At 56.5% G+C, this 23216-nt stretch carries 26 protein-coding genes and 1 tRNA gene; 21 read left to right on the top strand and 6 right to left on the bottom strand.

Annotated features, from left to right (window positions below; all coding sequences use genetic code 11):
* Positions 1-2 precede the first annotated feature (2 nt).
* From HX881_RS31080 to HX881_RS31055, 6 genes are all read left to right on the top strand, one after another.
* Positions 3-1013 (top strand): LacI family DNA-binding transcriptional regulator, encoded by a 1011-nt coding sequence (locus tag HX881_RS31080; RefSeq protein ID WP_017128228.1) that lies wholly within the window; start codon positions 3-5, stop codon positions 1011-1013.
* Positions 1014-1068: 55 nt separating this feature from the next.
* Positions 1069-1989, top strand: coding sequence for a ribokinase (gene rbsK / locus HX881_RS31075; RefSeq protein WP_177088400.1), 921 nt, complete (start codon positions 1069-1071; stop codon positions 1987-1989).
* The gene (gene rbsD / locus HX881_RS31070; protein ID WP_017128230.1) at positions 1986-2390 is read left to right on the top strand and encodes a D-ribose pyranase; all 405 of its coding nucleotides are present in this window, start codon (positions 1986-1988) and stop codon (positions 2388-2390) included. The genes rbsK and rbsD overlap by 4 nt, the downstream gene beginning before the upstream one ends.
* A 28-nt stretch (positions 2391-2418) precedes the next feature.
* On the top strand, positions 2419-3447 hold the full coding sequence (locus HX881_RS31065; protein WP_017128231.1) for a nucleoside hydrolase: 1029 nt from the start codon (positions 2419-2421) through the stop codon (positions 3445-3447).
* Between the two features lie 127 nt (positions 3448-3574).
* On the top strand, positions 3575-3880 hold the full coding sequence (locus HX881_RS31060; RefSeq protein ID WP_017128232.1) for a hypothetical protein: 306 nt from the start codon (positions 3575-3577) through the stop codon (positions 3878-3880).
* 169 nt (positions 3881-4049) lie between these two features.
* On the top strand, positions 4050-4373 hold the full coding sequence (locus HX881_RS31055; protein WP_042936337.1) for an I78 family peptidase inhibitor: 324 nt from the start codon (positions 4050-4052) through the stop codon (positions 4371-4373).
* A gap of 71 nt (positions 4374-4444) precedes the next feature.
* On the opposite strand, the gene HX881_RS31050 is transcribed toward HX881_RS31055, so the two are convergent.
* Positions 4445-4657, bottom strand: coding sequence for a cold-shock protein (locus tag HX881_RS31050; protein ID WP_003179963.1), 213 nt, complete (start codon positions 4655-4657; stop codon positions 4445-4447).
* A gap of 294 nt (positions 4658-4951) precedes the next feature.
* Positions 4952-5251 (bottom strand): hypothetical protein, encoded by a 300-nt coding sequence (locus HX881_RS31045; RefSeq protein WP_177088398.1) that lies wholly within the window; start codon positions 5249-5251, stop codon positions 4952-4954.
* A 389-nt stretch (positions 5252-5640) separates the two neighbouring features.
* Here HX881_RS31045 and thrS point away from each other — a divergent pair, with 389 nt between their 5' ends.
* From thrS to HX881_RS30990, 11 genes are all read left to right on the top strand, one after another.
* The gene (gene thrS, locus HX881_RS31040; protein ID WP_017128235.1) at positions 5641-7563 is read left to right on the top strand and encodes a threonine--tRNA ligase; all 1923 of its coding nucleotides are present in this window, start codon (positions 5641-5643) and stop codon (positions 7561-7563) included.
* Positions 7563-8114 (top strand): translation initiation factor IF-3, encoded by a 552-nt coding sequence (gene infC / locus HX881_RS31035; protein ID WP_177061863.1) that lies wholly within the window; start codon positions 7563-7565, stop codon positions 8112-8114. The genes thrS and infC overlap by 1 nt, the downstream gene beginning before the upstream one ends.
* A gap of 60 nt (positions 8115-8174) precedes the next feature.
* On the top strand, positions 8175-8369 hold the full coding sequence (gene rpmI, locus HX881_RS31030; protein WP_002553160.1) for a 50S ribosomal protein L35: 195 nt from the start codon (positions 8175-8177) through the stop codon (positions 8367-8369).
* Positions 8370-8399: 30 nt separating this feature from the next.
* Complete coding sequence (rplT, locus tag HX881_RS31025) at positions 8400-8756, top strand: 50S ribosomal protein L20 (RefSeq protein ID WP_007905879.1); 357 nt, start codon at positions 8400-8402, stop codon at positions 8754-8756.
* A gap of 111 nt (positions 8757-8867) precedes the next feature.
* Positions 8868-9884, top strand: coding sequence for a phenylalanine--tRNA ligase subunit alpha (gene pheS / locus HX881_RS31020; protein WP_017128237.1), 1017 nt, complete (start codon positions 8868-8870; stop codon positions 9882-9884).
* 27 nt (positions 9885-9911) lie between these two features.
* The gene (gene pheT / locus HX881_RS31015; protein WP_177088396.1) at positions 9912-12293 is read left to right on the top strand and encodes a phenylalanine--tRNA ligase subunit beta; all 2382 of its coding nucleotides are present in this window, start codon (positions 9912-9914) and stop codon (positions 12291-12293) included.
* 3 nt (positions 12294-12296) lie between these two features.
* Positions 12297-12599, top strand: a complete 303-nt coding sequence (gene ihfA, locus HX881_RS31010; protein WP_002553164.1) for an integration host factor subunit alpha — start codon at positions 12297-12299, stop codon at positions 12597-12599.
* The gene (locus HX881_RS31005) at positions 12580-12936 is read left to right on the top strand and encodes a MerR family transcriptional regulator (protein WP_017128239.1); all 357 of its coding nucleotides are present in this window, start codon (positions 12580-12582) and stop codon (positions 12934-12936) included. Before ihfA ends, HX881_RS31005 begins: the two co-directional genes overlap by 20 nt.
* Positions 12937-13025: 89 nt before the next feature.
* Positions 13026-13102 (top strand) — tRNA-Pro (locus HX881_RS31000).
* Between the two features lie 158 nt (positions 13103-13260).
* Positions 13261-13905: an amidase gene (locus tag HX881_RS30995; protein ID WP_177088394.1), complete on the top strand. Its 645-nt coding sequence runs from the start codon at positions 13261-13263 to the stop codon at positions 13903-13905.
* Positions 13906-14120: 215 nt separating this feature from the next.
* Positions 14121-14702 carry a hypothetical protein gene (locus HX881_RS30990; protein ID WP_177088392.1) on the top strand — a complete coding sequence of 194 codons (582 nt, stop codon included), beginning with the start codon at positions 14121-14123 and terminating at the stop codon, positions 14700-14702.
* Between the two features lie 480 nt (positions 14703-15182).
* Here the strand turns inward: HX881_RS30990 and HX881_RS30985 are convergent, their stop codons facing one another.
* Positions 15183-16148 (bottom strand): DNA-processing protein DprA, encoded by a 966-nt coding sequence (locus HX881_RS30985; protein ID WP_177088391.1) that lies wholly within the window; start codon positions 16146-16148, stop codon positions 15183-15185.
* A gap of 1 nt (position 16149) precedes the next feature.
* Entirely contained in the window at positions 16150-16743 is a 594-nt protein-coding gene (locus HX881_RS30980; RefSeq protein WP_177088389.1) for a phosphoribosyltransferase, read from the bottom strand.
* Between the two features lie 792 nt (positions 16744-17535).
* Between HX881_RS30980 and HX881_RS30975 the strand changes: the two genes are divergently transcribed.
* Positions 17536-17949, top strand: a complete 414-nt coding sequence (locus tag HX881_RS30975; protein ID WP_177088387.1) for a hypothetical protein — start codon at positions 17536-17538, stop codon at positions 17947-17949.
* Positions 17950-18163: 214 nt separating this feature from the next.
* Here the strand turns inward: HX881_RS30975 and copD are convergent, their stop codons facing one another.
* Positions 18164-19102 (bottom strand): copper homeostasis membrane protein CopD, encoded by a 939-nt coding sequence (gene copD, locus HX881_RS30970; protein ID WP_177088385.1) that lies wholly within the window; start codon positions 19100-19102, stop codon positions 18164-18166.
* A gap of 3 nt (positions 19103-19105) precedes the next feature.
* Positions 19106-19489 (bottom strand): copper homeostasis periplasmic binding protein CopC, encoded by a 384-nt coding sequence (gene copC, locus HX881_RS30965; RefSeq protein WP_177088383.1) that lies wholly within the window; start codon positions 19487-19489, stop codon positions 19106-19108.
* 416 nt (positions 19490-19905) lie between these two features.
* On the opposite strand from copC, the gene HX881_RS30960 reads away from it, so the two are divergent.
* The 3 genes from HX881_RS30960 to HX881_RS30950 all read left to right on the top strand — a co-directional run bounded on the left by HX881_RS30960 (position 19906) and on the right by HX881_RS30950 (position 23101).
* Positions 19906-20112, top strand: coding sequence for a co-regulatory protein PtrA N-terminal domain-containing protein (locus HX881_RS30960; protein WP_177088381.1), 207 nt, complete (start codon positions 19906-19908; stop codon positions 20110-20112).
* A gap of 178 nt (positions 20113-20290) precedes the next feature.
* The gene (locus HX881_RS30955; protein ID WP_177088379.1) at positions 20291-22135 is read left to right on the top strand and encodes a copper resistance system multicopper oxidase; all 1845 of its coding nucleotides are present in this window, start codon (positions 20291-20293) and stop codon (positions 22133-22135) included.
* A 12-nt stretch (positions 22136-22147) separates the two neighbouring features.
* Positions 22148-23101, top strand: coding sequence for a copper resistance protein B (locus HX881_RS30950; protein ID WP_425503554.1), 954 nt, complete (start codon positions 22148-22150; stop codon positions 23099-23101).
* Positions 23102-23216: the final 115 nt, after the last annotated feature.

Genomic DNA, 23216 nt, shown 5'->3' with positions numbered 1-23216 from the left:
CCATGGCGACCATCAAGGACGTTGCTGCGCTGGCCGGGATCTCCTACACCACGGTGTCCCATGTGCTGAACAAGACCCGGCCGGTCAGCGAGGAAGTGCGACTCAAGGTCGAGGCGGCGATTGCCACCCTCGACTATGTGCCCAGTGCCGTGGCGCGCTCGCTCAAGGCCAAGACCACCGCGACCATCGGCCTGCTGGTGCCCAACAGCCTGAACCCGTACTTCGCCGAACTGGCACGGGGCATCGAGGATTACTGCGAGCGCAACAATTACTGCGTGATCCTCTGCAACTCCGACGATGACCCGGACAAACAGCGCAGCTACCTGCGGGTGCTGCTGGAGAAACGCGTCGACGGCCTGATCGTGGCGTCGACCGGCGGCGACGAAAGTTTCGCGGCCGGCCTGTCGGCGGTGCGTACGCCGATGGTGATCGTCGACCGGGGTGTCGTTGGCCTGGAAACCGACATGGTGCGGATCGACCACGAGGAGGGCGCGTACCTCGCGACCCGGCACCTGCTGGAGCTGGGGCACCGGGCGATCGCGTTCATCGGCGGGCCGGACAATACCAGCGTGGCGCAACTGCGCCTGGCCGGTTATCGCCGGGCGTTGCAGCGGGCGAAGGTCAAGGTGCCCGCCCAGTGGGTGGTGGCCAGCGACTTCACCAGCACTGGCGGTTATCAGGCGGCGGCGCTGTTGCTGGACGGTGACCGGCCCAGCGCGATTTTTGCCGGTAACGACTTGCTCGGCATCGGTGTGCTGCGGGCGGCGGCGGAACGTAATATCCGCGTGCCCGGCGAGCTGTCGGTCATCGGCTTCGACGATATCCAGATGAGTCGCTATGTCTATCCGGCGCTGACCACGGTTGGCCAGTCGATCCTGCAACTGGGGGAGACGGCGGCCGAACTACTGCTGCGACGTATTGCAACGCCGCAGGTGCCGATCGATCAGCGGATCGTGATCCCGAGTATCGTCCTGCGCGAGTCGACGGCGCCGGTCTCGACCGGGTTCGCCTGAGCCCTTGGGGCTGCAGCGCTGAATCTGACCGAATTGAATTCAAGAGTAATGATGCATGCAAGCAAAAGTAGTGGTCATAGGCAGTCTCAACATGGACCTGGTCACCCGGGCCGAGCGGTTGCCGCGCGCGGGTGAGACCCTGATCGGCCAGTCCTTCGCCACGGTTCCCGGCGGCAAGGGCGCCAACCAGGCGGTAGCGGCGGCGCGACTGGGGGCCCAGGTGTCGATGGTCGGCTGCGTCGGCGATGACGCCTACGGCCGGCAACTGCGCGATGCCTTGCTGGTCGAGGGCATCGATTGCCGGGCGGTCACCGCGGTGGACGGCGTGTCCAGCGGGGTTGCCCTGATCGTGGTCGATGCCAGCAGCCAGAACGCGATTGTCATTGTCGCCGGCGGCAACGGCTGTCTGACGACCGATGTGCTCAAGGGGTTCGATGCGGTGCTGCAGGCGGCGGATGTGATCATCTGTCAGCTCGAAGTGCCGATGGAAACCGTCGGTTATGCGCTCAAGCGCGGTCGTGAACTGGGCAAGACGGTGATCCTCAATCCGGCGCCGGCCAGCGCGCCGTTGCCGGCCGACTGGTATGCGGCCATCGACTACCTGATTCCCAATGAAAGCGAGGCCTCGGCCCTGAGCGGCTTGCCGGTGGATTCGCTGGCGACTGCCGAGGCTGCCGCGACGCGCCTGATGGCGGCCGGGGCAGGGAAGGTGATCATCACTCTGGGGGCCCAGGGTTCGTTGTTTGCCGATGGCCAGGCCTTTGCGCATTTCCCGGCGCCCAAGGTCAAGGCACTCGACACCACGGCTGCCGGCGACACCTTTGTCGGCGGTTTTGCCGCCGCGCTGGCCTCCGGCAAGAGCGAAGCCGAGGCCATTCGTTTTGGCCAGGTCGCGGCGGCGCTGTCGGTCACCCGCGCCGGCGCGCAGCCGTCCATTCCCCATTTGTCCGACGTACAGGGTTTCAAACAGCCATGAAAAAAGCACCGCTGCTCAATATCGCGCTGTCACGCCTGATCGCCTCCCTGGGCCACGGCGACATGCTGGTGATCGGCGATGCCGGTCTGCCGGTGCCACCAGGTGTCGAGTTGATCGACCTGGCCCTGACCCAGGGTATTCCGGATTTCGTCAGCACCCTGCGCACCGTGCTCAGCGAGATGCAGGTAGAAAGCCATGTGCTGGCCGAAGAGGTCCTGCTCAAGCGCCCGCCGGCCCTGGAGCACCTGGAGGCCTTGAATGCCCAGGGCGATCTCGGACAGCGCCGGTTGCTCAGTCACGAAGAGCTCAAAGCGCTCAGCCGCCAGGCGAGGGCGGTGGTGCGCACCGGCGAATGCCAGCCGTACTGCAACATCGTCCTGGTCGCCGGCGTCACGTTTTAAATCCCAATCCATGCACAAGGAGTGCACCATGCACCGCTATGCTCAGATCTTGCAACGCTGGTTCCGGAGTCTGCTGATTTTGTCCTTGCTCACTGCTACAGGCGCCCAGGCGGCGGAAAAAATCGACCTGATCATCGACACTGACCCGGGGGCCGACGATGTGGTCGCGCTGCTGTTCGCCCTGGCTTCTCCGGAGGAGCTGCATATCCGTGCCCTGACCACCGTGGCCGGCAATGTGCGCCTGGACAAGACCTCGCGCAACGCGCGCCTGGCCCGTGAGTGGGCAGGGCGCGAGGAGGTGCCGGTGTATGCCGGTGCGCCCAGGCCGCTGCTGCGCACGCCGATCTATGCCGAGAACATCCACGGCAAGGAAGGCATTTCCGGCGTCACCGTGCACGAACCCAAGGCACCCCTGGCCAAGGGTAACGCGGTCAACTACCTGATCGAGACCCTGCGCGCGGCCAAGCCCCACAGCATCACCATTGCCATGCTCGGGCCACAGACCAACCTGGCGCTGGCGTTGATCCAGGATCCGGAGATCACCCAGGGCATCAAGGAAGTGGTGGTCATGGGCGGTGCGCACTTCAACGGCGGCAATATCACGCCGGTGGCCGAGTTCAACCTGTTCGCCGACCCGCAGGCCGCCGAGGTGGTGCTCAAGAGCGGGGTCAAGCTGACCTACCTGCCGCTGGACGTGACCCACAAGATCCTCACCAGCGACGAGCGCCTGAAGAAGATCGCGGCGTTGAACAACAACGCCAGCAAGGTGGTCGGCGATATTCTCAACGAGTACGTCAAGGGTGACATGGAGCACTACGGCATTCCCGGTGGCCCGGTGCACGACGCCACGGTGATCGCCTACCTGCTCAAGCCCGGGCTGTTCAGCGGGCGCCAGGTCAACATGGTGGTCGACAGCCGTGAAGGCCCGACCTTCGGCCAGACCATCGTCGACTGGTACGACGGCCTGAAGCAGAACAAGAACGTGTTCTGGGTCGAGAACGGCGACGCCCAGGGCTTCTTCGACCTGCTGACGGCGCGCCTGGCCCGCCTGAAGTAACACCCGGCACTGATTGTTCCCAGGCGCGGCAACCCGTAGCCCGGGGGCGATCAAACCGCTCGCGGCGACTGGGCACAAGGGCCGGTCGCATGCCAAACTCGGGTTTTGTTTTTTCTGGAACCCGCCCGTGCAGATCGACCTGAACAACCCCGCCAACCTGACCCTCGACGCTGTGCGCCAACTGCTCGCCTCGGCCAGCGATGACGTGCACACCCAGTTGCGCGTGACCCGTTCCGGCATCGCCTACCTGTCCTCCGGCGTGGTCGGCGGGCAGGATATCGACGGCCTGCTGTTCCGGCTGGAAACCTGGGCGGCCGGCTCGGGTTATGTCGGCAACGTCGCGGCCAGTGACGAGGTCTGGGTCATGCAGATCTTCAATGCGTTGAAGGAGAACTGGCCCAACCCGCCGTTCGACTACATCGACATCTACTGACTCAACAATTCGTTCATATTCAGTCACGATTCATTGTGCAGGTGAGTCGGTGGCTCAGGCAGACTTGTCTTGCATTGCCGTAGGAATCAGGCCAACGATCATTCGGCATGCAACCAATGGCGTAAACGGCGGTCGCACGCACTCTACTTATTTTCTGAAAGGAGGCTTCATGCCTTGGAAGCTTGCATCTTTGGGGGCGTTGTTCGCCATGTCGGTCCTGGCGGGTTGCGCGAACAGTGGTTCCGCGCCGGCAGCCAGTGCGCCTGCCGGCGAGAGCGGCAATGGCAGCGGCCGTTGTGAAGCCAAAGGCGCCGAGTTCACGATCGGCAAGCAGGTCTCTGCCGAACTGCTGGAGCAGGCGCGCAGCCGCAGTGGCGCACAAAGCGCCCGCATCCTCGGGCCGGATGACATGGTCACGCTGGAGTACCGTTCCGACCGCCTGAACCTCAATGTCGACAGCACCGGCAAGGTCGAGCGGGTCAACTGTGGCTGATCGGCCGACGGTTTTGTAGCGCCCATAAAAAACCCCGCCACATGGACGGGGTTTTTTCAGTTCGCGGAAACTTACTCCGGACGAACCTGTGCAGCTTGCATACCCTTTTGGCCTTTCTCAGCCACGAAGGAAACGGTCTGGCCTTCTTTCAGGCTTTTGAAACCGTCGCTTTCGATAGCTTTGAAGTGTACGAACAGGTCGTCACCGCCACCTTGAGGAGTGATGAAGCCGAAGCCTTTTTCATCGTTGAACCATTTTACGGTGCCGGTTTGGCGATTAGACATGGTGTATCTCCAAGAAACATATATTTTCAGTAGTACTGTGCTGCTCAGGCCAACTGGGCACACTGGCCTATCATAGTCGAAATGTTCGACTTGGGAGCCCCCCGCAGCGGCGGATTGCCAATCAGTCGCGCTTTCTTTACCGCTGTGTTTGTCTGAGAGGCCCGGTTTAAAAGGCCTGCAGGTAAAAATGGCGGTGATAAAAAAAGCCGTAAAAGCTGCATAAAATGTGTGAAAAAGCTGTTTTTCAGGCTGTTTTCAGCCCTGAAGGCCTCACAAACGTCCCTGTTTCAGGGGCTATTTGACGACGCGGCAGGCGGCAATGGTGTTCAGGGCCTTCGTCTTGAGCTCGGGGCTAGGCTCTTTTTTCGCGTTCATCAGCTCCTCGATTTCCTTCTGGGTAAAGTTGTCCCGCAGCTTGTCGGCGCCGCAGGCGCAATGTTGCTGTGCGACATTGACCGGGACGCTCTTGCTGGCGGCGGCGGTACAGTCTTTCATGTAGGCCTCGCGCTGGCCGGTGGGCCACTCTGCGTGGGCGCTCAACGGCAGCAGCAGGAGGGCGGGGGCGGCAAAGGCAAAAAGATGAGTCAGGCGCATGTTCGAATACTCCTCTGGATAAAAAAACGACGGGCTGGGTAGCGCTTGCCCTGTATTTGAGGGCGAGAGTGCAATTCAAGTTCACCCGGGCTGCAAAACCTGCGGACTTTAGCAGTTTGTGCGTCAGGCGAGGCGATGACCGTTCATCTGTGCTAGCATCCCCGACCTGGCTATTTCCGGCGTCGGTGCGGGTTGCACCCGACTGATGCCCCGCCATCAACCCTTTTTCTTGAACTCCAGTCACGGTGGTTCGTTTTCCGGTTGGCCTTGCGGCTCCTGCCACTGTGCGGCAGGCGTTCTTCACTGAACGGCTGGACGGATCATGTACTGGCTGCTCATCCCAACCCACGTGACCTTTGGTAGGGGTCACCACTAGGAGAGGAGGCGCCATGCCCACTATTACTCTTCCCGACGGCAGTCAACGTTCGTTCGATCATCCGGTTTCCGTCGCCGACGTCGCCGCATCCATCGGTGCCGGCCTGGCCAAGGCCACCGTGGCCGGCAAGGTCAACGGCAAGCTGGTCGATGCCTGTGACCTGATCGACGCCGACGCCACGCTGCAGATCATCACGCCCAAGGATGAAGAGGGGCTGGAGATCATTCGCCACTCTTGCGCCCACCTGGTCGGTCATGCGGTCAAGCAGCTGTATCCGACGGCCAAGATGGTGATCGGTCCGGTCATCGACGAAGGTTTCTACTACGACATCGCCTATGAGCGTCCTTTCACCCCGGACGACCTGGCCGCGATCGAGCAGCGCATGCAGCTGCTGATCGAAAAAGACTACGACGTGATCAAGAAGGTCACGCCGCGCGCCGAAGTGATCGACGTGTTCACCCAGCGTGGCGAGGACTACAAGCTGCGCCTGGTCGAAGACATGCCGAATGAGCAGGCCATGGGCCTGTACTATCACGAAGAATACGTCGACATGTGCCGTGGCCCGCACGTGCCGAACACGCGCTTCCTGAAGTCGTTCAAGCTGACCAAGCTGTCCGGTGCCTACTGGCGCGGCGACGCCAAGAACGAGCAACTGCAGCGCGTCTACGGCACCGCCTGGGCGGACAAGAAGCAGCTGGCTGCCTACATCCAGCGCATCGAGGAAGCGGAAAAGCGCGACCACCGCAAGATCGGCAAGCGCCTGGGCCTGTTCCATACCCAGGAAGAAGCGCCGGGCATGGTGTTCTGGCACCCGAACGGCTGGACCCTGTACCAGGTGCTCGAGCAGTACATGCGCAAGGTGCAGCGTGACAACGGCTACCTGGAGATCAAGACCCCGCAAGTGGTCGATCGCTCCCTGTGGGAGAAGTCCGGGCACTGGGCCAACTACGCCGAGAACATGTTCACCACCGAGTCGGAAAGCCGCGACTACGCCATCAAGCCGATGAACTGCCCATGCCACGTGCAGGTGTTCAACCAGGGCCTGAAGAGCTACCGCGAGCTGCCGATGCGCCTGGCCGAGTTCGGTGCCTGCCACCGCAACGAGCCGTCGGGTGCGCTGCACGGCATCATGCGCGTGCGCGCCTTCACCCAGGACGATGCCCATATCTTCTGCACCGAAGAGCAGATGCAGGCCGAATCCGCTGCGTTCATCAAGCTGACCATGGATGTCTATGCCGATTTCGGCTTCAAGGACATCGAGATGAAGTTGTCCACCCGTCCGGAAAAGCGCGTGGGTTCCGACGAGTTGTGGGATCGGGCTGAAAATGCCCTGGCCGCGGCACTCGACAGCGCGGGCCTGCCGTATGACCTGCAGCCGGGCGAGGGCGCCTTCTACGGTCCGAAGATCGAGTTTTCCCTGAAGGACTGTCTCGGTCGCGTCTGGCAGTGTGGTACCCTGCAGCTCGATTTCAACCTGCCTATCCGTCTCGGCGCCGAATACGTGTCCGAAGACAACAGCCGCAAGCACCCGGTGATGTTGCACCGGGCGATCCTCGGTTCGTTCGAGCGTTTCGTCGGAATTCTGATCGAGCACTACGAGGGCGCGTTCCCCGCGTGGCTGGCGCCAACCCAGGCCGTGATCATGAATATCACGGACAAGCAGGCTGATTTCGCCCTCGAAGTGGAAAAAACTCTGGCCGAAAGCGGATTTCGTGCCAAGTCCGACTTGAGAAATGAAAAGATCGGCTTTAAAATCCGCGAGCATACTTTGCTCAAGGTTCCCTATCTTTTGGTTATCGGAGATCGGGAAGTCGAGATGCAGACTGTCGCTGTGCGTACTCGTGAAGGTGCTGACCTGGGCTCGATGCCCGTCGCCCAGTTCGCCGAGTTCCTCGCGCAAGCGGTTTCCCGGCGTGGTCGCCCAGATTCGGAGTAATTATTATTAAGCGTGAAATGAGACAAGATAAACGAGCTGCACCGAAGGCCCCGATCAACGAGAATATCTCGGCACGCGAGGTTCGGTTAATTGGCGCTGATGGCGAGCAGATTGGCATCGTCTCGATTGATGAAGCGCTTCGGATTGCTGAAGAAGCCAAGCTGGATCTGGTGGAGATTTCCGCCGATGCAGTGCCACCCGTCTGCCGGGTGATGGACTACGGCAAGTCGATTTTCGAAAAGAAAAAGCAAATTGCTGCTGCGAAGAAAAACCAGAAGCAAGTGCAGGTTAAAGAAATCAAGTTTCGTCCAGGGACGGAGGAAGGGGATTACCAGGTAAAACTGCGCAACCTGGTACGTTTCCTGAGTGATGGGGACAGGGCCAAGGTTTCCTTGAGATTCCGCGGTCGTGAGATGGCCCACCAGGAGCTGGGGATGGAACTCCTCAAGCGGGTTGAAGGTGACCTGCTCGAGTACGGTTCGGTCGAACAGCATCCTAAGATGGAAGGACGCCAGCTTATTATGGTCATCGCCCCGAAAAAGAAGAAGTAACCACCAGGGCACGGCAGGCCTTGCGGTTATGTTTATCAACTGAATGCGGAGTATCCGAACATGCCAAAGATGAAAACTAAAAGTGGTGCTGCTAAGCGGTTTCTGAAAACTGCTAACGGTATCAAGCACAAGCACGCTTTCAAGAGCCACATCCTGACCAAAATGTCGACCAAGCGTAAGCGTCAACTGCGCGGTAGCAGCTTGCTGCATCCGTCTGACGTGGCAAAAGTCGAGCGCATGCTGCGCCTTCGTTAATTTTTGGATCAAGAATAGAGGAAGTAACTCATGGCTCGTGTAAAGCGTGGCGTCATTGCCCGTAAACGTCACAAAAAAATTCTGAAACTTGCTAAAGGCTACTACGGCGCTCGCTCGCGCGTATTCCGTGTTGCCAAGCAAGCGGTAATCAAGGCAGGCCAATACGCCTACCGTGACCGTCGTCAGAAAAAACGTCAGTTCCGCGCTCTGTGGATCGCTCGTATCAACGCTGGTGCTCGTATCAACGGTCTGTCCTACAGCCGTTTCATCGCCGGCCTGAAAAAAGCGTCCATCGAGATCGACCGTAAGGTTCTGGCTGATCTGGCAGTGAACGAAAAAGCGGCGTTTGCTGCGATTGTCGAGAAAGCTAAAGCCACCTTGGCTTAAGTACCCCCCGACAATCACCCGGGTTCGCCTTTGCGGGTTCGGGTGTTAAACGTCAGTAAATAGGGGAAGAGCCTTAAAGCTCTTCCCCTATTTCGTATCTGGAGTCTGTACATGGAAAACCTGGACGCACTGGTCTCTCAAGCACTTGAGGCTGTGCAAAGCGCTGAAGACATCAATGCCCTGGAGCAAATCCGGGTTCACTACCTTGGCAAGAAGGGCGAGCTGACTCAGGTGATGAAGACCCTGGGGAGCCTGCCGGCAGAAGAGCGTCCGCAAGTCGGCGCCCTGATCAACGTTGCCAAGGAACGTGTCACAGAGGTTCTCAATGCGCGCAAGGCGTCGTTCGAGGAGGCGGATCTGGCTGCCAGACTCGCCGCCGAGTCCATTGACGTGACCCTGCCTGGCCGCGGCCAGACCTCGGGCGGTCTGCATCCGGTTACCCGGACTCTGGAACGCGTCGAACAATTCTTCACCCGCATCGGCTACGGCATCGCCGAAGGTCCCGAGGTGGAAGACGATTACCACAACTTCGAAGCGCTCAACATCCCAGGCCATCACCCGGCCCGGTCGATGCACGACACCTTCTATTTCAACGCGAACATGCTGTTGCGCACCCACACCTCGCCGGTACAGGTCCGCACCATGGAATCGCAGAAGCCGCCGATCCGCATCGTCTGCCCAGGCCGTGTGTATCGTAGCGACTCCGATATCACCCACTCGCCGATGTTCCACCAGGTCGAAGGCCTGCTGGTCGATCGCGACATCAATTTCGCCGATCTCAAAGGCACCATCGAAGAGTTCCTGCGGGTGTTCTTCGAGAAAGAGCTGGCGGTGCGTTTCCGTCCTTCGTACTTCCCATTCACCGAGCCGTCCGCTGAAGTCGACATGGAATGCGTGATGTGCAGTGGCAAAGGCTGCCGCGTCTGCAAGCAGACCGGCTGGCTGGAAGTCATGGGCTGCGGCATGGTGCACCCGAACGTGCTGCGCATGTCCGGCATCGATCCGGAAGAGTTCCAGGGCTTTGCCTTCGGCATGGGCGTCGAGCGTCTGGCCATGCTGCGTTACGGCGTGAACGACTTGCGTCTGTTCTTCGACAACGACTTGCGGTTCCTCGCGCAATTTCGCTAGTCGTAACGAATCTATTAGGAGAACAGGATGAAATTCAGTGAACAATGGCTGCGCGGCTGGGTAAGCCCGCAGGTGAGCCGCGACGAGCTGGTTGCTCGTCTGTCGATGGCCGGCCTCGAGGTCGATAGCGTGACCCCGGCCGCCGGTGCCTTCAGCGGCGTGATCGTCGGCGAGGTGCTCAGCACCGAACAGCACCCGGATGCCGACAAGCTGCGCGTCTGCCAGGTCAGCAACGGTTCGGAGACCTTCCAGGTCGTCTGTGGCGCGCCCAATGTGCGCCCGGGCTTGAAGATCCCGTTCGCGATGATCGGTGCCGAACTGCCCGGCGACTTCAAGATCAAGAAAGCCAAGCTGCGCGGCGTCGAGTCCAACGGCATGCTGTGCTCGCAAGCCGAACTGCAGATCGGCGAAGGCAATGACGGCCTGATGGAACTGGCGGCCGATGCGCCGGTGGGCGAAGACATTCGTGTCTACCTGAACCTGGACGACGCGAGCATCGAGGTCGACCTGACCCCGAACCGTGGCGACTGCCTGTCCCTGGCCGGTCTGGCCCGTGAAGTCGGCGCGCTGTATGCCGCTCCGGTCACTCGTCCAGTCGTGGCGGCGGTGCCCGCCGTGCATGACGAAGTGCGTTCGATCGAAGTCCTGGCGCCGGCAGCGTGCCCGCGTTACCTGGGCCGCGTGATCCGCAATGTCGACCTGTCGAAGCCGACCCCGCTGTGGATGGTCGAGCGTCTGCGTCGTTCCGACGTGCGCAGCATCGATGCCGCCGTCGACATCACCAACTACGTGATGATCGAACTGGGCCAGCCGCTGCACGCGTTCGACCTCGCCGAAATCAACGGCGGTATCCGCGTGCGGATGGCGGAAGAGGGCGAGAAGCTGGTACTGCTCGACGGTCAGGAAGTCAGCCTGCGTAGCGATACCCTGGTGATTGCCGACCACACCCGCGCCCTGGCGATTGCCGGCGTGATGGGCGGTGAGCACAGCGGCGTCAACACCGCGACCACCCGTGACATCTTCCTCGAAAGCGCTTTCTTCGACCAGATCGCCGTCGCTGGCAAGGCCCGTTCCTACGGCCTGCACACCGATGCCTCGCACCGCTACGAGCGTGGCGTGGATTGGCAACTGGCCCGTGAAGCCATGGAGCGCGCCACCGGCCTGCTGCTGGAAATCACCGGTGGCGAAGCCGGTCCGATCATTGAAACCGTCAGTGAAGCGCATCTGCCGGCCATTGCCCCGGTGACCCTGCGTGCCGAGCGCATCACCCAGATGCTGGGCATGGAAATGGACGCTCCTCAGATTGAGCGTCTGCTGTCCGGCCTGGGCCTGGGCATTGCCGCCAGCGGCGCGGGCCAGTGGCAGGTCGAAGTACCTAGCCATCGCTTCGATATCAGCCTGGAAGTCGACCTGATCGAAGAGCTGGCGCGGCTGTACGGCTACAACCGCCTGCCGGTTCGTTACCCGCAGGCCCGTCTGGCCCCGAAAGCCAAGGCAGAAGCCCGTAGCGACCTGCCTGAGCTGCGTCGCCTGCTGGTGGCCCGTGGTTACCAGGAAGCGATCACCTACAGCTTCATCGATCCGAAGCAGTTCGAACTGTTCAACCCGGGCGTCGAGCCACTGTTGCTGGCCAACCCGATCTCCAACGACATGGCAGCCATGCGCTCGTCCCTGTGGCCGGGTCTGGTCAAGGCGCTACAGCACAACCTGAACCGCCAGCAGGATCGTGTCCGTCTGTTCGAAAGCGGCCTGCGTTTCGTCGGTCAGCTGGAAGGCCTGAAGCAAGAGCCGATGCTCGCCGGTGTGGTCTGCGGCAGCCGTCTGCCGGAAGGCTGGGCACAGGGGCGCGACACCGTCGACTTCTTCGACGTCAAGGCTGACGTGGAAGCGTTGCTGGGCTTTGCCGGTGCCCTGGACTCGTTCACCTTCGTGCCGGGCAAACACCCCGCGCTGCATCCGGGTCAGACCGCGCGCATCGAGCGGGAAGGGCGCCTGGTCGGTTTCATCGGCGCAATCCACCCCGAATTGTCGAAAACCCTCGGTCTCGACCGTCCGGTCTTCGTGTTCGAGCTGGTTCTGGCTGAAGTGGCTCTGGGCAAAATGCCGAAATTCAGCGAGTTGTCGCGTTTCCCTGAAGTGCGTCGTGACCTTGCGCTGCTGGCAGACAAGGGCGTGGCGGCCAGTGCCGTACTGGACGTAATTCGAGAAAATGCAGGCGAATGGCTCACAGAGCTCAGGCTCTTTGACGTCTATGAGGGTAAAGGCATTGATCCGCATAGAAAAAGCCTTGCAGTTGGCTTGACCTGGCAGCATCCATCGCGCACTCTTAATGACGATGAGGTGAATTCCACGACGCAAAATATCCTCACCTCGCTTGAAACCAGGTTGAACGCCACGTTAAGGAAGTGACGTATGGGGGCTCTGACGAAAGCTGAAATGGCGGAACGTCTCTACGAAGAGCTGGGTCTGAATAAACGTGAGGCCAAGGAATTGGTCGAACTGTTTTTTGAAGAAATCAGACACGCTCTCGAAGACAACGAGCAGGTCAAACTGTCGGGATTCGGCAATTTTGATCTGCGGGACAAACGCCAGCGGCCTGGCCGCAATCCAAAAACGGGAGAAGAAATCCCGATCACGGCTCGCCGTGTGGTCACCTTTCGTCCAGGGCAGAAGTTGAAAGCCCGAGTTGAGGCCTATGCTGGAACCAAGTCATAACGACGAGCTCCCGCCGATCCCGGGCAAACGCTACTTCACCATTGGTGAAGTCAGCGAGCTGTGTGCGGTAAAACCGCACGTGCTGCGTTACTGGGAACAAGAGTTTCCTCAACTCAACCCCGCCAAGCGTGGTGGTAATCGTCGGTATTATCAGCGCCATGACGTGCTGATGATCCGTCAGATCCGCGCCTTGCTGTACGACCAGGGATTCACCATCGGCGGGGCGCGTCTGCGTCTCTCCGGTGACGAGGCCAAGGACGACAGCACCCAGTACAAACAGCTGATCCGCCAGATGATTTCCGAGCTGGAGGATGTGCTGGTGGTACTGAAGAAGTAAATTTTTTGGAAATAATACTTCCAAAATTCAAAAGGTTAGGTTAGATTCCTAATCGCTTTCAGAGGTTTGAAAGCACAGCTACTCAGTGTCGGGGCGTAGCGCAGCCCGGTAGCGCACTTGCATGGGGTGCAAGGGGTCGAGTGTTCGAATCACTCCGTCCCGACCAATATATTCGATGATGAAGCCCAGCCTTGAAAGGTTGGGCTTTTTCATGCGCGTCACTTTTGAAGCCCGCCCACCTGAAACACCTGTAGAGGGATCTATGCACATTACCCGTCTGGCGCATCTCCATACCGTCTCTGTCGTTTGCGAGGGGCTGGTCTCATGTTCCTGAAGCATATTCCTCTGTATGCCGGCCTGATCCTGCTCACTGCCTGTGGCATGCGGCCGTGGGTCCCCTATGTCGAGCCGGCTCCAGGTACCGACACCGCCCAGCTTCGCGTGATCACCAACGGTGAGGTACGGGGCGGCGTGTACGACGGCTGTGTGGGGAATGAGCAGGGCCTGGCCAGGGCAGGGCGCTTCTATGGCGATCACCTGCCATCAATCAACTACCCGCAGTCACCCGTGGTGCCGCCGCGGCTGGATATGCCCGCCCGTTTTGCGCCGAAACTGAGTGACTACCTGGGCGCGATAAGAATGGCTGAAGGCAGCTATTCGGAAATCGTGGCCGAATACCGGGTGCCGGCGGGCAAGCCATTTGTGCTGGCGCTGCAGACGCTGCAGGCGGGCACCTATGGCAGTAGCTATATGCAGTGTTCGGAGCAGGCCGCTGTTTTTACCTTTGAAAAAGGTAAAAACTATGAGGTGTTCATGGGCATCAATAGCATCACCGCCAAAGACGGCACGACTCAGGTGAAATGCCCTTTTGCGGCGTATGAGCTGGTGAGTCTGGGCACGCGGGGGTTGGTGCTTCCGAGCATGCTCAAGCCCACGGCACCGTCGGGGCAGAAGTGTCCGGCTCGATGAGTGGGCGGGGCTTTTAATAAGGCAGGCTGAAGTGGGTTTTGCTGGTTGTCTGCGGCATCCGGCGTGGATCTGCCCTCATGAGTGCGTTAGAAGGGTGTTAGATCAAAACCGTTCCAGCGCGGTACCACGGCTTCAGCGTCCGTTGTAGGGGATGATGTCGCCGAATAATGTGGCCAAATGCTACGCTGGGGTATTCGCCCGGTAGGTATTCCCTCATGAATTTTTTTGAAGCGTATGGCAAAGAGATTTTTGCAGTGGTTGTGGCTGCTATTCCTTGGATGCTTGATCGCTTCAAAGGCAAGGCTCGTCTTCAGTACTCTCAATCTCATAGCCATACTTTTTTGGTGCAGCAGCAGCTGTTCAATCCGGACGGTGAGCTCATGCGCGAGGTTCAAACAGCGTGTACAAGGTCATTTGTCGTCTATAATTCGGGGCGCGAAACTTCCACAAAGGTAGAAATTGTTTTCAATTGGAAACCGATCTGCAACATCTTGCCTTTACGACATCATACTGAACACCTTTTGCCTGATGGCAGATACGCTATTGTTTTCGACAGCCTCTCGCCAAAAGAGAGTGTGAGCGTTCATATTTTATCAGTAAATGCGGATTTGCCGGTACTTGCTACTGTTCGTTGTGACCAGACGGTGGCTCAGTACGTGGATACTCACCCCATGCCCGTTGTGGGAAGGTTTAGAGTCCGTGTTTTTACTGCTCTGTTCTACATTGGGATTTTTACCTGTGTATATATGCTTCTTCTCGGGCTGCAAAAGCTTGGACTCATACCGGCCACTACCTAATTGACCATACTGATTAATGGCTGAGGGTAACTTTAGGAAATTGTGGTCGGGTAACGGGTGCCCGCGGGCAAGCCGTTTGCGCTGGTACTACAGGCGCCACAGGCGGATAACTATATGCAGTGTTCGGAGTGGGCCGGTGTAAAGGGCAAGAACTATGAAGTCTGTAACGTCATATCCAGCGACGGCACTACTCAGGTGGATGCCCCTTTGTAGCGGGTGGGTTTTTGAGCGCTCGGGTGGTTTCTAGGCTGTAGATGAGCCTTAACGCTGGTTGCTCGACCTGTTGGCTCAAGCAGTAAACGATAACCTCTTCTATATCCTGGTTGGCAAGGGCCCTCGCAATGAGGGCCCTTGTCCCTGGTGAGCCCTGGCACATAGGTATTTGAAATAGTTGCCATCGATAGGTGTGGCAAGGACTTCAGTTGCGCAGTCGGACCAATGAGCGGTCCACGTAAAATCGAAGTGCTATTAGTTTTTTATTCAGAATAAATCAGATTTATAAAGAGCTTCCGAATCACTAATATCAGAAATCAGCCTATTTCGACTTTTAGTTACCTTCTCAAGAATGATTGGGTAATCTTCCTTGGTTCTCACAGGCAGAGCATCTAACTCATCGACCATGTGAATGGTACCTTCAGAGTTTAACCCTAGAGGGTTATTTATCGCCTGCGGAACGACCGCGAAAAGAGGACGCCCTTCAGCTATACAGAAACGAGCCTGCGTGATAGAACCACTCCGAACCTTGGCCTCTACAATAATAGAGCCGGCGGACAGTCCAACTTGAATTCTATTTCTAAGAACAAAATTATGTTTCCTGGGAGGCGTTCCCACAGGATGCTCTGAGACCCATGCTCCTCCTGAATCTAAGATTTGGTAACCTAAATCATGATTCGCAGCAGGGTTAGGCTTTTCAACCCCGCCCGCTAATACTGCAATTGTTATCCCTCCTGCATCTAGTGCACCTTGATGTGCGGCAGCATCAATACCTAGTGCCAATCCACTAACTACCGGCCATCCTTTCTCGGAAATAAATCGTGCAATTCTTCGTGCGATTTCCTTGCCAGAATCGGTTGCTTCGCGAGCACCAACAATAGCTACTCCAGGGAGCGAGGTAAGTGCTGAAAAGTTACCTTTGACGAATAAGACTGGCGGAGCATCTGAAAGTTTTCCGAGAGAAGGTGGGTACCGCTCATCGCTTATGCAAAGCATACTAACGCTGTGCGTAGAATTTTTTTCATAACTCCACCTAGCTTCATCCCACTCCTTATTAGATAGTGGAGGAAGATTTATAAAGAATCTTGAAAAAATCTCCGAAACCTCATAGAAATTTGAAGCAACCGAAAGCTCGCTGATATACTTCTTTAAAAATGTTGAAATGCGATCGTTCGGAATTGATTGCTTAAGCAAAGTTAAGGCCATCAATTGAGAAAAATACTCAGCTCGCATTTTAATTTTCCAAGTAAGTTTGCCCCAAGGCTATCATAGCAACCTGTGCGGCGCCTGCATCTAATAGTAGCTCTTTACATGCCAAAAGGCTGCAGCCAGTAGTCGTAATGTCATCAAATAGGTAGATTGTCTTTCCTTCAATATTATTCACTACCGCAATAGACTCTAAATGTACTAGCCTTGATCGCTGTCCGCCAGTGGCGGCCTTTGGTACGGTAGTATGCCGGAAAAGCACGTTGTCTGCATTAACAAAATTAAATGCATGCGAAACATTTCTCACTATTTGAAGCAAGGCTTCTGATACTCCACCACTTGTATGCGATGGAACGATCGCGAAAAGGCATTTTTCGCCACTGGCCAGCTTTGCCAAGCCACCAGGAGGGGTAGTCAGAACTTTTGTGAAGTAATTTACAGCAGCTCGTCGCCTGGATTCTGTAGATGAGTTCTTGGTGTTAAGAATTGTATGGGTTATATTGTCAATTCTAGGGTTGGTCCCGTCACTCCAAGGATGGTAATCGTACAAAAACATTATATCTTCGTAATTTATGCGAGAATATTTTTTTGTATATTGTCTTGGTGTGTTGTCTACAGTCATATCAATTTTCCGTTTGATAACTAACAAAAATCACTAAAGCTATTCCGCTAAGCGAGACATGCAGGCATCAATAGAGAGATTAGTGTCGATAAACACAGGTTTGAGGTGGCGTGTCTCTGGATTCGTAATAGCAATATCGAGAATACGCCTTCACACCACTCGCTACAGATATTGTCCAGCAGGGGCGTCAGATTTAATTGGTCATATTGGTTGCCTTCCTGGTGGCAGTTATCCAGATCCATGAGCTGATTACACAAATCTATAATGGCATACGGCCATGCTTTAGCCTAGCGTGAACGTGCAGCGACGTAAAGGATTCACGGTGGCTACATAAGGAGTATTTTGATTGTGTCCCAGGAGGTGGGGTAACTGAATCAGATGAGGGCGCTCTGCCAGTGAAAAAGATCGATCGGAAAAGGTGACTGATTTATTTTTCCTTGCCGCTATAGGCGCGGCTAAGCAGGGCTCAATCGGCATGCGAAATAGCCTGCCCAAAAATCCAACATTTCCCACTAACTCCAGTCATGGGACAATATTACATACGCCTACCACGATGGCTACTGTTCAGCTGTCGCTGCAAATTCAGTGGCACGGGTTTCGCAGCCCGGTCGTAGACAGGCGTACAGCGCCGCGAAAGCGGCTTTTTATTGCTCGCGTTATGGCGAGCTGTGCGCAGGAGGCTTCGGCCTGCCGGGTTCCTGTTTACCCTGGTCTGCGAACCTGCGCGCAGTTCGCCACCCTTGTTTCGCAGCGAGGATGGATGAGCTCCTTTTATCAAACAGGAGATTCACCATGGCCAAGAAAATCACCCCCGATCCACCTTCGCTTCGCAACGTTTCCAGTACCGTAGACAAAGACCGGTACCTGCATAAAGTCTCTGCCAATGAACCTGAACCACTACTGGCAAGCTCACCCCATTTGCTCGAAACCCTTGCTTTCACCTGCTTCAAACCTGTCGCTCCTGCCGCTCCCCGCAAGCCCGGCTTGTTCGTCATCCGGCCAGGCATCAATGCCCACGACGCACAGGCCTACGTTTCCAATCTTCTGCAAACAGCAGAGCTCAACGGCGACGAAATCAGCCTGCGCACCAACCCTGTCGAACGGACGCTGTTCTGGGGCATGCTGCATTCGGTGGAGGTGGCGCGCGCCGTGGTGGATGCGCTGCTTGAAGGTTCATCCCGGGCTGATCGGCAACCATCCGCTTGATCGAAACCAGCCAACAACCCGCTGGCTTTGCCGGCGGGGTGTCACAGCACTTGCCTGGCTTTCCAGAAACGAACCATTCGGCGCGCTCACAAGCTGGCTTTATAGTTCCGTTTAGTAGAGCAGGCATGACTTGCGCAGAAAGGCACGGCGCCGTGACCTGTAGCCGCAGCATTGTCTCGATGATGCGGGAGGACGGCGAGCAAATCGGTCGATTCTATCCCTCGCTCATCTCCATTTGCGGACTTAAAGTGCCTAACCATGCGACAAGGCAAATTATGATGACGGCCATTGAAAACTCGAGCGTCATGCTGCGACGCAGGGCATTGACTGCAACAGAATATTCGCCATTGCGAACTGATTGCTCCAATACCGGACTTAGATGAAAGCGGTTGAGCGTGGCCAATACAATCATCCCGGCAAATAACAGGACCTTGAGAAATAACAACTCACCATAAGTGCTGAGCATCACTTCATCGAGGTTTGGTCCGACGATAAATAGGTAATTCACCACGCCCGTGACGCTGATGATCACGACAATCACAGCGCCGGCGGATTCAAATCCTGTCAGTACCCGAGCAAGAATTCGTGCTTCTTGATCGCCTTTCAGCGCTTTTAAACGCAGCAGCAAGGCAAATGCCGCAAGCGCACCCAGCCAACCGCCTGCGGCCAGAAGATGGAGGATATCGCTGGTGAAATGCCAATAGCGACGGTTACCTTCGTCCATCGCACCGTGCCCCGTCCATGCCAGGGTTGCTAGCGCAATCGCGCCACATATGCTGGCAATCCAAAGACTGAGTCTCGGGAAGCGCTTGTTCAGGGACACGCCAATAATTGCCATCAGCAACGCCACTATTCGGACTATCCAGGTCAAGCCGACGTCAGTTCCCATGAGTACCATTTGAAAAATATGGTGATGTAGCTCCATGAACCCCGACACGCCGCTCATTGCTTTCGCAAGCAATAACATGGCTGCAAGAGATAGAGCCACACCTATCACTGAAGTACCGTAAAGAAGCGACTCAAAATTCAAAACTGTTCCCGATACTCGTTCTTTTCCCCTCAGGCTATAAAGACCAAACGTTGCCAGTCCAAATAAAATCATCAGGTCGAAGTAGAGAGAAAAGCGAACAGCGATATTTATTGAGTCACTCATGAATCATTTCACTTTAAAGGAAAATTTACCGGTAATAGGGTGTGTGTCCGAGGAGACGGCACGCCATTCGACTTTGTAAGTACCGGTGGTCAGAGGCGCTGCGGGTGTGATCACCATGGTTTTTGGATCGCCGCCGCCAGCGACGGCGGCCTTGACTCCCATTGTAGAGTTTGGCATGCCAGGCATATCGGTCATGATCAGTTTTGCACCGGAAAACTGAGGGGTGAGATTCTCAGAAAAATGCAATTCAATTTTCGAAGGGGCCGCCGCGTCCGAGTCTTCTGCCGGAGTGGAGGAAAGGAGTTTTGGGTGTGCTTGAGCAACCGCACTCAGCAGTAAACCGGCGCTAAGTACAACAGCTATGGTTGTAGTTTTAAGGAATGACATGCAAGGCTCCTCACAGCAAGAGCTGTTGATTCGAGGTTTATTTGAGAATATCTGGTTTTTACTTTTCGACGCTTGTTAAAACCACCGGCGAATCCCCGGCAGATTCCGTGCCCTAGGGCAGACTGAGCAAGAAAAAACATCTGAACTTCAACGTCACGGTGCGAGCACACGATGCCACATGAACGAAAACGGTTCGATTACATTTCAGTCAGCTTGAGCCGGACTCTCGAGTAATCATGGAGCGCAGTGCGCAATGAAATACGCAGCTAACCGGTAACTGACAGAAAAGTAATATTTTTCTAAGCTTTCTGACAGGGGATAAATCTTAGAGTCCTGTTGAGCCTTAAGCTCACCCCTAAGAATCAACGCCCGATGTGGATTCCGGGGTAAACGATTACTCATTCGAGAAAACCAAAATGAATCCTGTGAAATTCCTGTTCGTCATTGCTGCACTGACCCTCTCTTCTTTGGCTATGGCCGAAGGCGGTGGTGATCGGACTTTTGCACGCATGGAAACGGCCAGGAGCAACTCGATGGAATCGTATCAAGTAGTTAAAGCGCAAAGTCCGCAACCTTCCGTCGCAGAAAGTACGACAAAAGTGATGGATCACAAGAGTTGCTAAATAGCCGGGTATATTCCAAAGCTGACAGAAATGTAATAACTGTTGTGGTTTGAATGTGGCAATTTCTTAACTCGCTTACCTTAAGCATTCGCTTCCTGTGATGGCGGGCGAAGCTAATCCGGGCAATCAATTGGTTGTTTCGCACGGTTTTCTTTTTGACTGATTGGATATAAACGGCATGCACTCCAAAACCTCCAGGCGGACATTCGTGAAAGGCCTGGCCGCTGGTGGCGTTCTCGGCGGCCTTGGTCTGTGGCGCACTCCTGTATGGGCAGTGACCAGTCCTGGTCTGCCGAGTGTTCTCACTGGTAATGAATTTGATCTGTTTATTGAAGAAACCCCTGTAAATATAACTGGCTCGCCGCGTACGGCCCTGACCATCAATGGTTCGTTGCCCGGACCTTTGTTGCGCTGGCGTGAAGGCGATACGGTCACACTGCGCGTGAAAAATCGCCTGGACCAAGACACCTCAATCCATTGGCACGGGATCATCCTGCCGGCCAATATGGACGGTGTACCTGGCTTGAGTTTCCACGGCATCGCCCCCGATGGCATGTACGAGTACAAATTCAAGGTTCATCAGAACGGTACGTACTGGTATCACAGCCACTCGGGTTTACAGGAGCAGGCAGGCGTTTACGGTCCAATCGTTATCGATTCGAAAGAGCCTGAACCTTTTCAATACAGCCGTGATTATGTGGTGATGTTGACTGACTGGACCGACGAAGATCCTGGTCGCGTCATGGCCAAGCTCAAGAAGCAATCGGACTACTACAACCACCACAAACGTACCGTGGCCGATTTCATCGACGATGTCGGCAAGCAAGGCTGGTCATCTGCCTTCGCCGACCGGAAGATGTGGGCTGAAATGAAAATGAATCCCACTGATCTCGCAGACGTCAGTGGAGATACTTATACCTACCTCATGAATGGCCAGGCGCCTGACGGTAACTGGACCGGTATTTTCAAACCGGGTGAAAAGCTGCGCCTGCGCTTTATCAACGGCTCAGCCATGAGCTATTTCGACGTCCGCATCCCTGGTTTGAAAATGATCGTTGTGGCGGCTGACGGCCAATATGTCAAACCGGTCAGCGTCGATGAATTGCGCATCGCCGTGGCAGAAACGTATGACGTGATTGTAGAACCTGCCGGTGAAGAGGCTTACACAATCTTCGCCCAGTCCATGGATAGAACTGGTTATGCACGCGGAACCCTCGCCGTTCGCGAAGGCTTGGAGCCACAGGTACCTGCGATCGATCCCCGCCCGCTGTTGACCATGGATGACATGGGGATGGGCGGTATGGCGGGCATGGACCATGGCAGCATGGCCGGTATGGATGGTGGCGATATGCAACAAGGTGATATGCCAGGCATGGCTGGTATGGACCACGGCGAGAGGGGGGGAATGGAGCAACGTGACATGACCGGCATGGACAGTGGTGACATGACTGACATGGCCGGTATGGACCATAGCAAGATGGCCGGCATGGGCGGCGAAATGCAGACTCACCCTTCCTCCGAAGCCAACAACCCCTTGGTTGACATGCAAGCCATGAACCCGACCCCCAAGCTAAACGATCCAGGTATCGGTTTGCGGAACAATGGTCGTCGAGTGCTCACCTATTCGGATCTGAAAAGCACTTTCCAAGACCCCGACGGCCGCGAGCCCAATCGCACCATTGAGCTTCATCTGACCGGTCATATGGAAAAGTTTTCGTGGTCCTTCAACGGAGTCAAATTTTCTGACGCCGAACCGCTTCGCCTGAAGTATGGGGAGCGTCTTCGCATCACCCTGGTGAATGACACCATGATGACCCATCCCATCCACCTTCACGGCATGTGGAGCGACCTTGAGGATGAGAACGGCAAGTTCATGGTGCGCAAACACACAATCGACATGCCTCCAGGGACCAGGCGCAGTTATCGGGTCACCGCCGATGCCTTGGGGCGCTGGGCCTATCACTGCCACCTGCTTTTCCACATGGAAATGGGCATGTTCCGTGAAGTACGGGTTGATGAGTAAAGGAGACGATCTGTGAGCACATACCTGAATCGTAAGTCGCTGGTCGGTTGCCTCTTTACCGTCGGCTTGATGGGCGGATTCTCGCCCTTGGCATTGGCGGTCGAAGAGGGTAATGAACACTCGCCTGCTGCGTCTGCGAAAGCGCCGAGCAAGTTTGCAACTGCGACACACGAGTCAATGGATCACGGCAAGATGAGTATGGATGACGCGCAGATGGAAGGTATGGAAAGTATGGACGGAGGGGCGACCACCACCAGTCGAACCCCTGTTCCCGTACTGACCGACGCTGAGCGTGCCGCCGCTTTTCCAGATGTTGCCGGTCATGGTGTCCACGACAAAAAGCTCAACTCCTTCATGCTGTTGGATAAGTTCGAGTATCAGAATACTGACAACGGTGATGCATTGGCCTGGGAGGCAAAAGGATGGATCGGCGGTGATATTGATCGACTGTGGTTGCGCTCGGAAGGCGAACGTACTAGAGGCGTAACGGAAAACGCTGAACTCTCAGCACTTTGGGGGCACTCCATCAGCCCATCGTGGGATATCGTCACCGGCGTACGACAGGGCTTCAAGCCCGGGGCACCACAAACTTGGGGAGCGCTCGGTATTCAGGGCATGGCCCTCTATAACTTTGAGGTCGAAGCAACTGCCTACATCGGTGAGAACGGTCAAGCCGCTGCTCGATTGGAGGGAGACTACGAGATCCTGCTGACCAACCGCCTGGTTTTGCAGCCGATGGCCGAAGCCAATTTTTACGGAAAAAATGATCCTGGGCGCGGCATTGGGGCTGGATTGGCAAACACCGAAGTAGGGCTGCGATTGCGTTATGAAATTGTTCGCCAATTTGCCCCATACATTGGCGTTAGCTGGAGTCGCTCCTACGGCAATACGGCAGACCTGGCCAGCGATCAAGAAGAGAATGCGAACGAGGCACGATTTGTCGCCGGTATCCGGATGTGGTTTTGACTGATTCGGACACTTGGCCGCCTCCGTCCTTCACGGTGCCTGGAACGTTTGCGTGAGATGCGCTAGCTGCTGCGTTCAAGAAGCTGTTCACAACGACCAATGGCGGAAACCCTGA

This window comes from Pseudomonas gingeri (assembly GCF_013386115.1).
Lineage (GTDB): Bacteria > Pseudomonadota > Gammaproteobacteria > Pseudomonadales > Pseudomonadaceae > Aquipseudomonas > Aquipseudomonas gingeri.
Note: the sequence above shows the minus strand (reverse complement) of the source record. Positions and strands in the feature narration are given on the sequence as shown.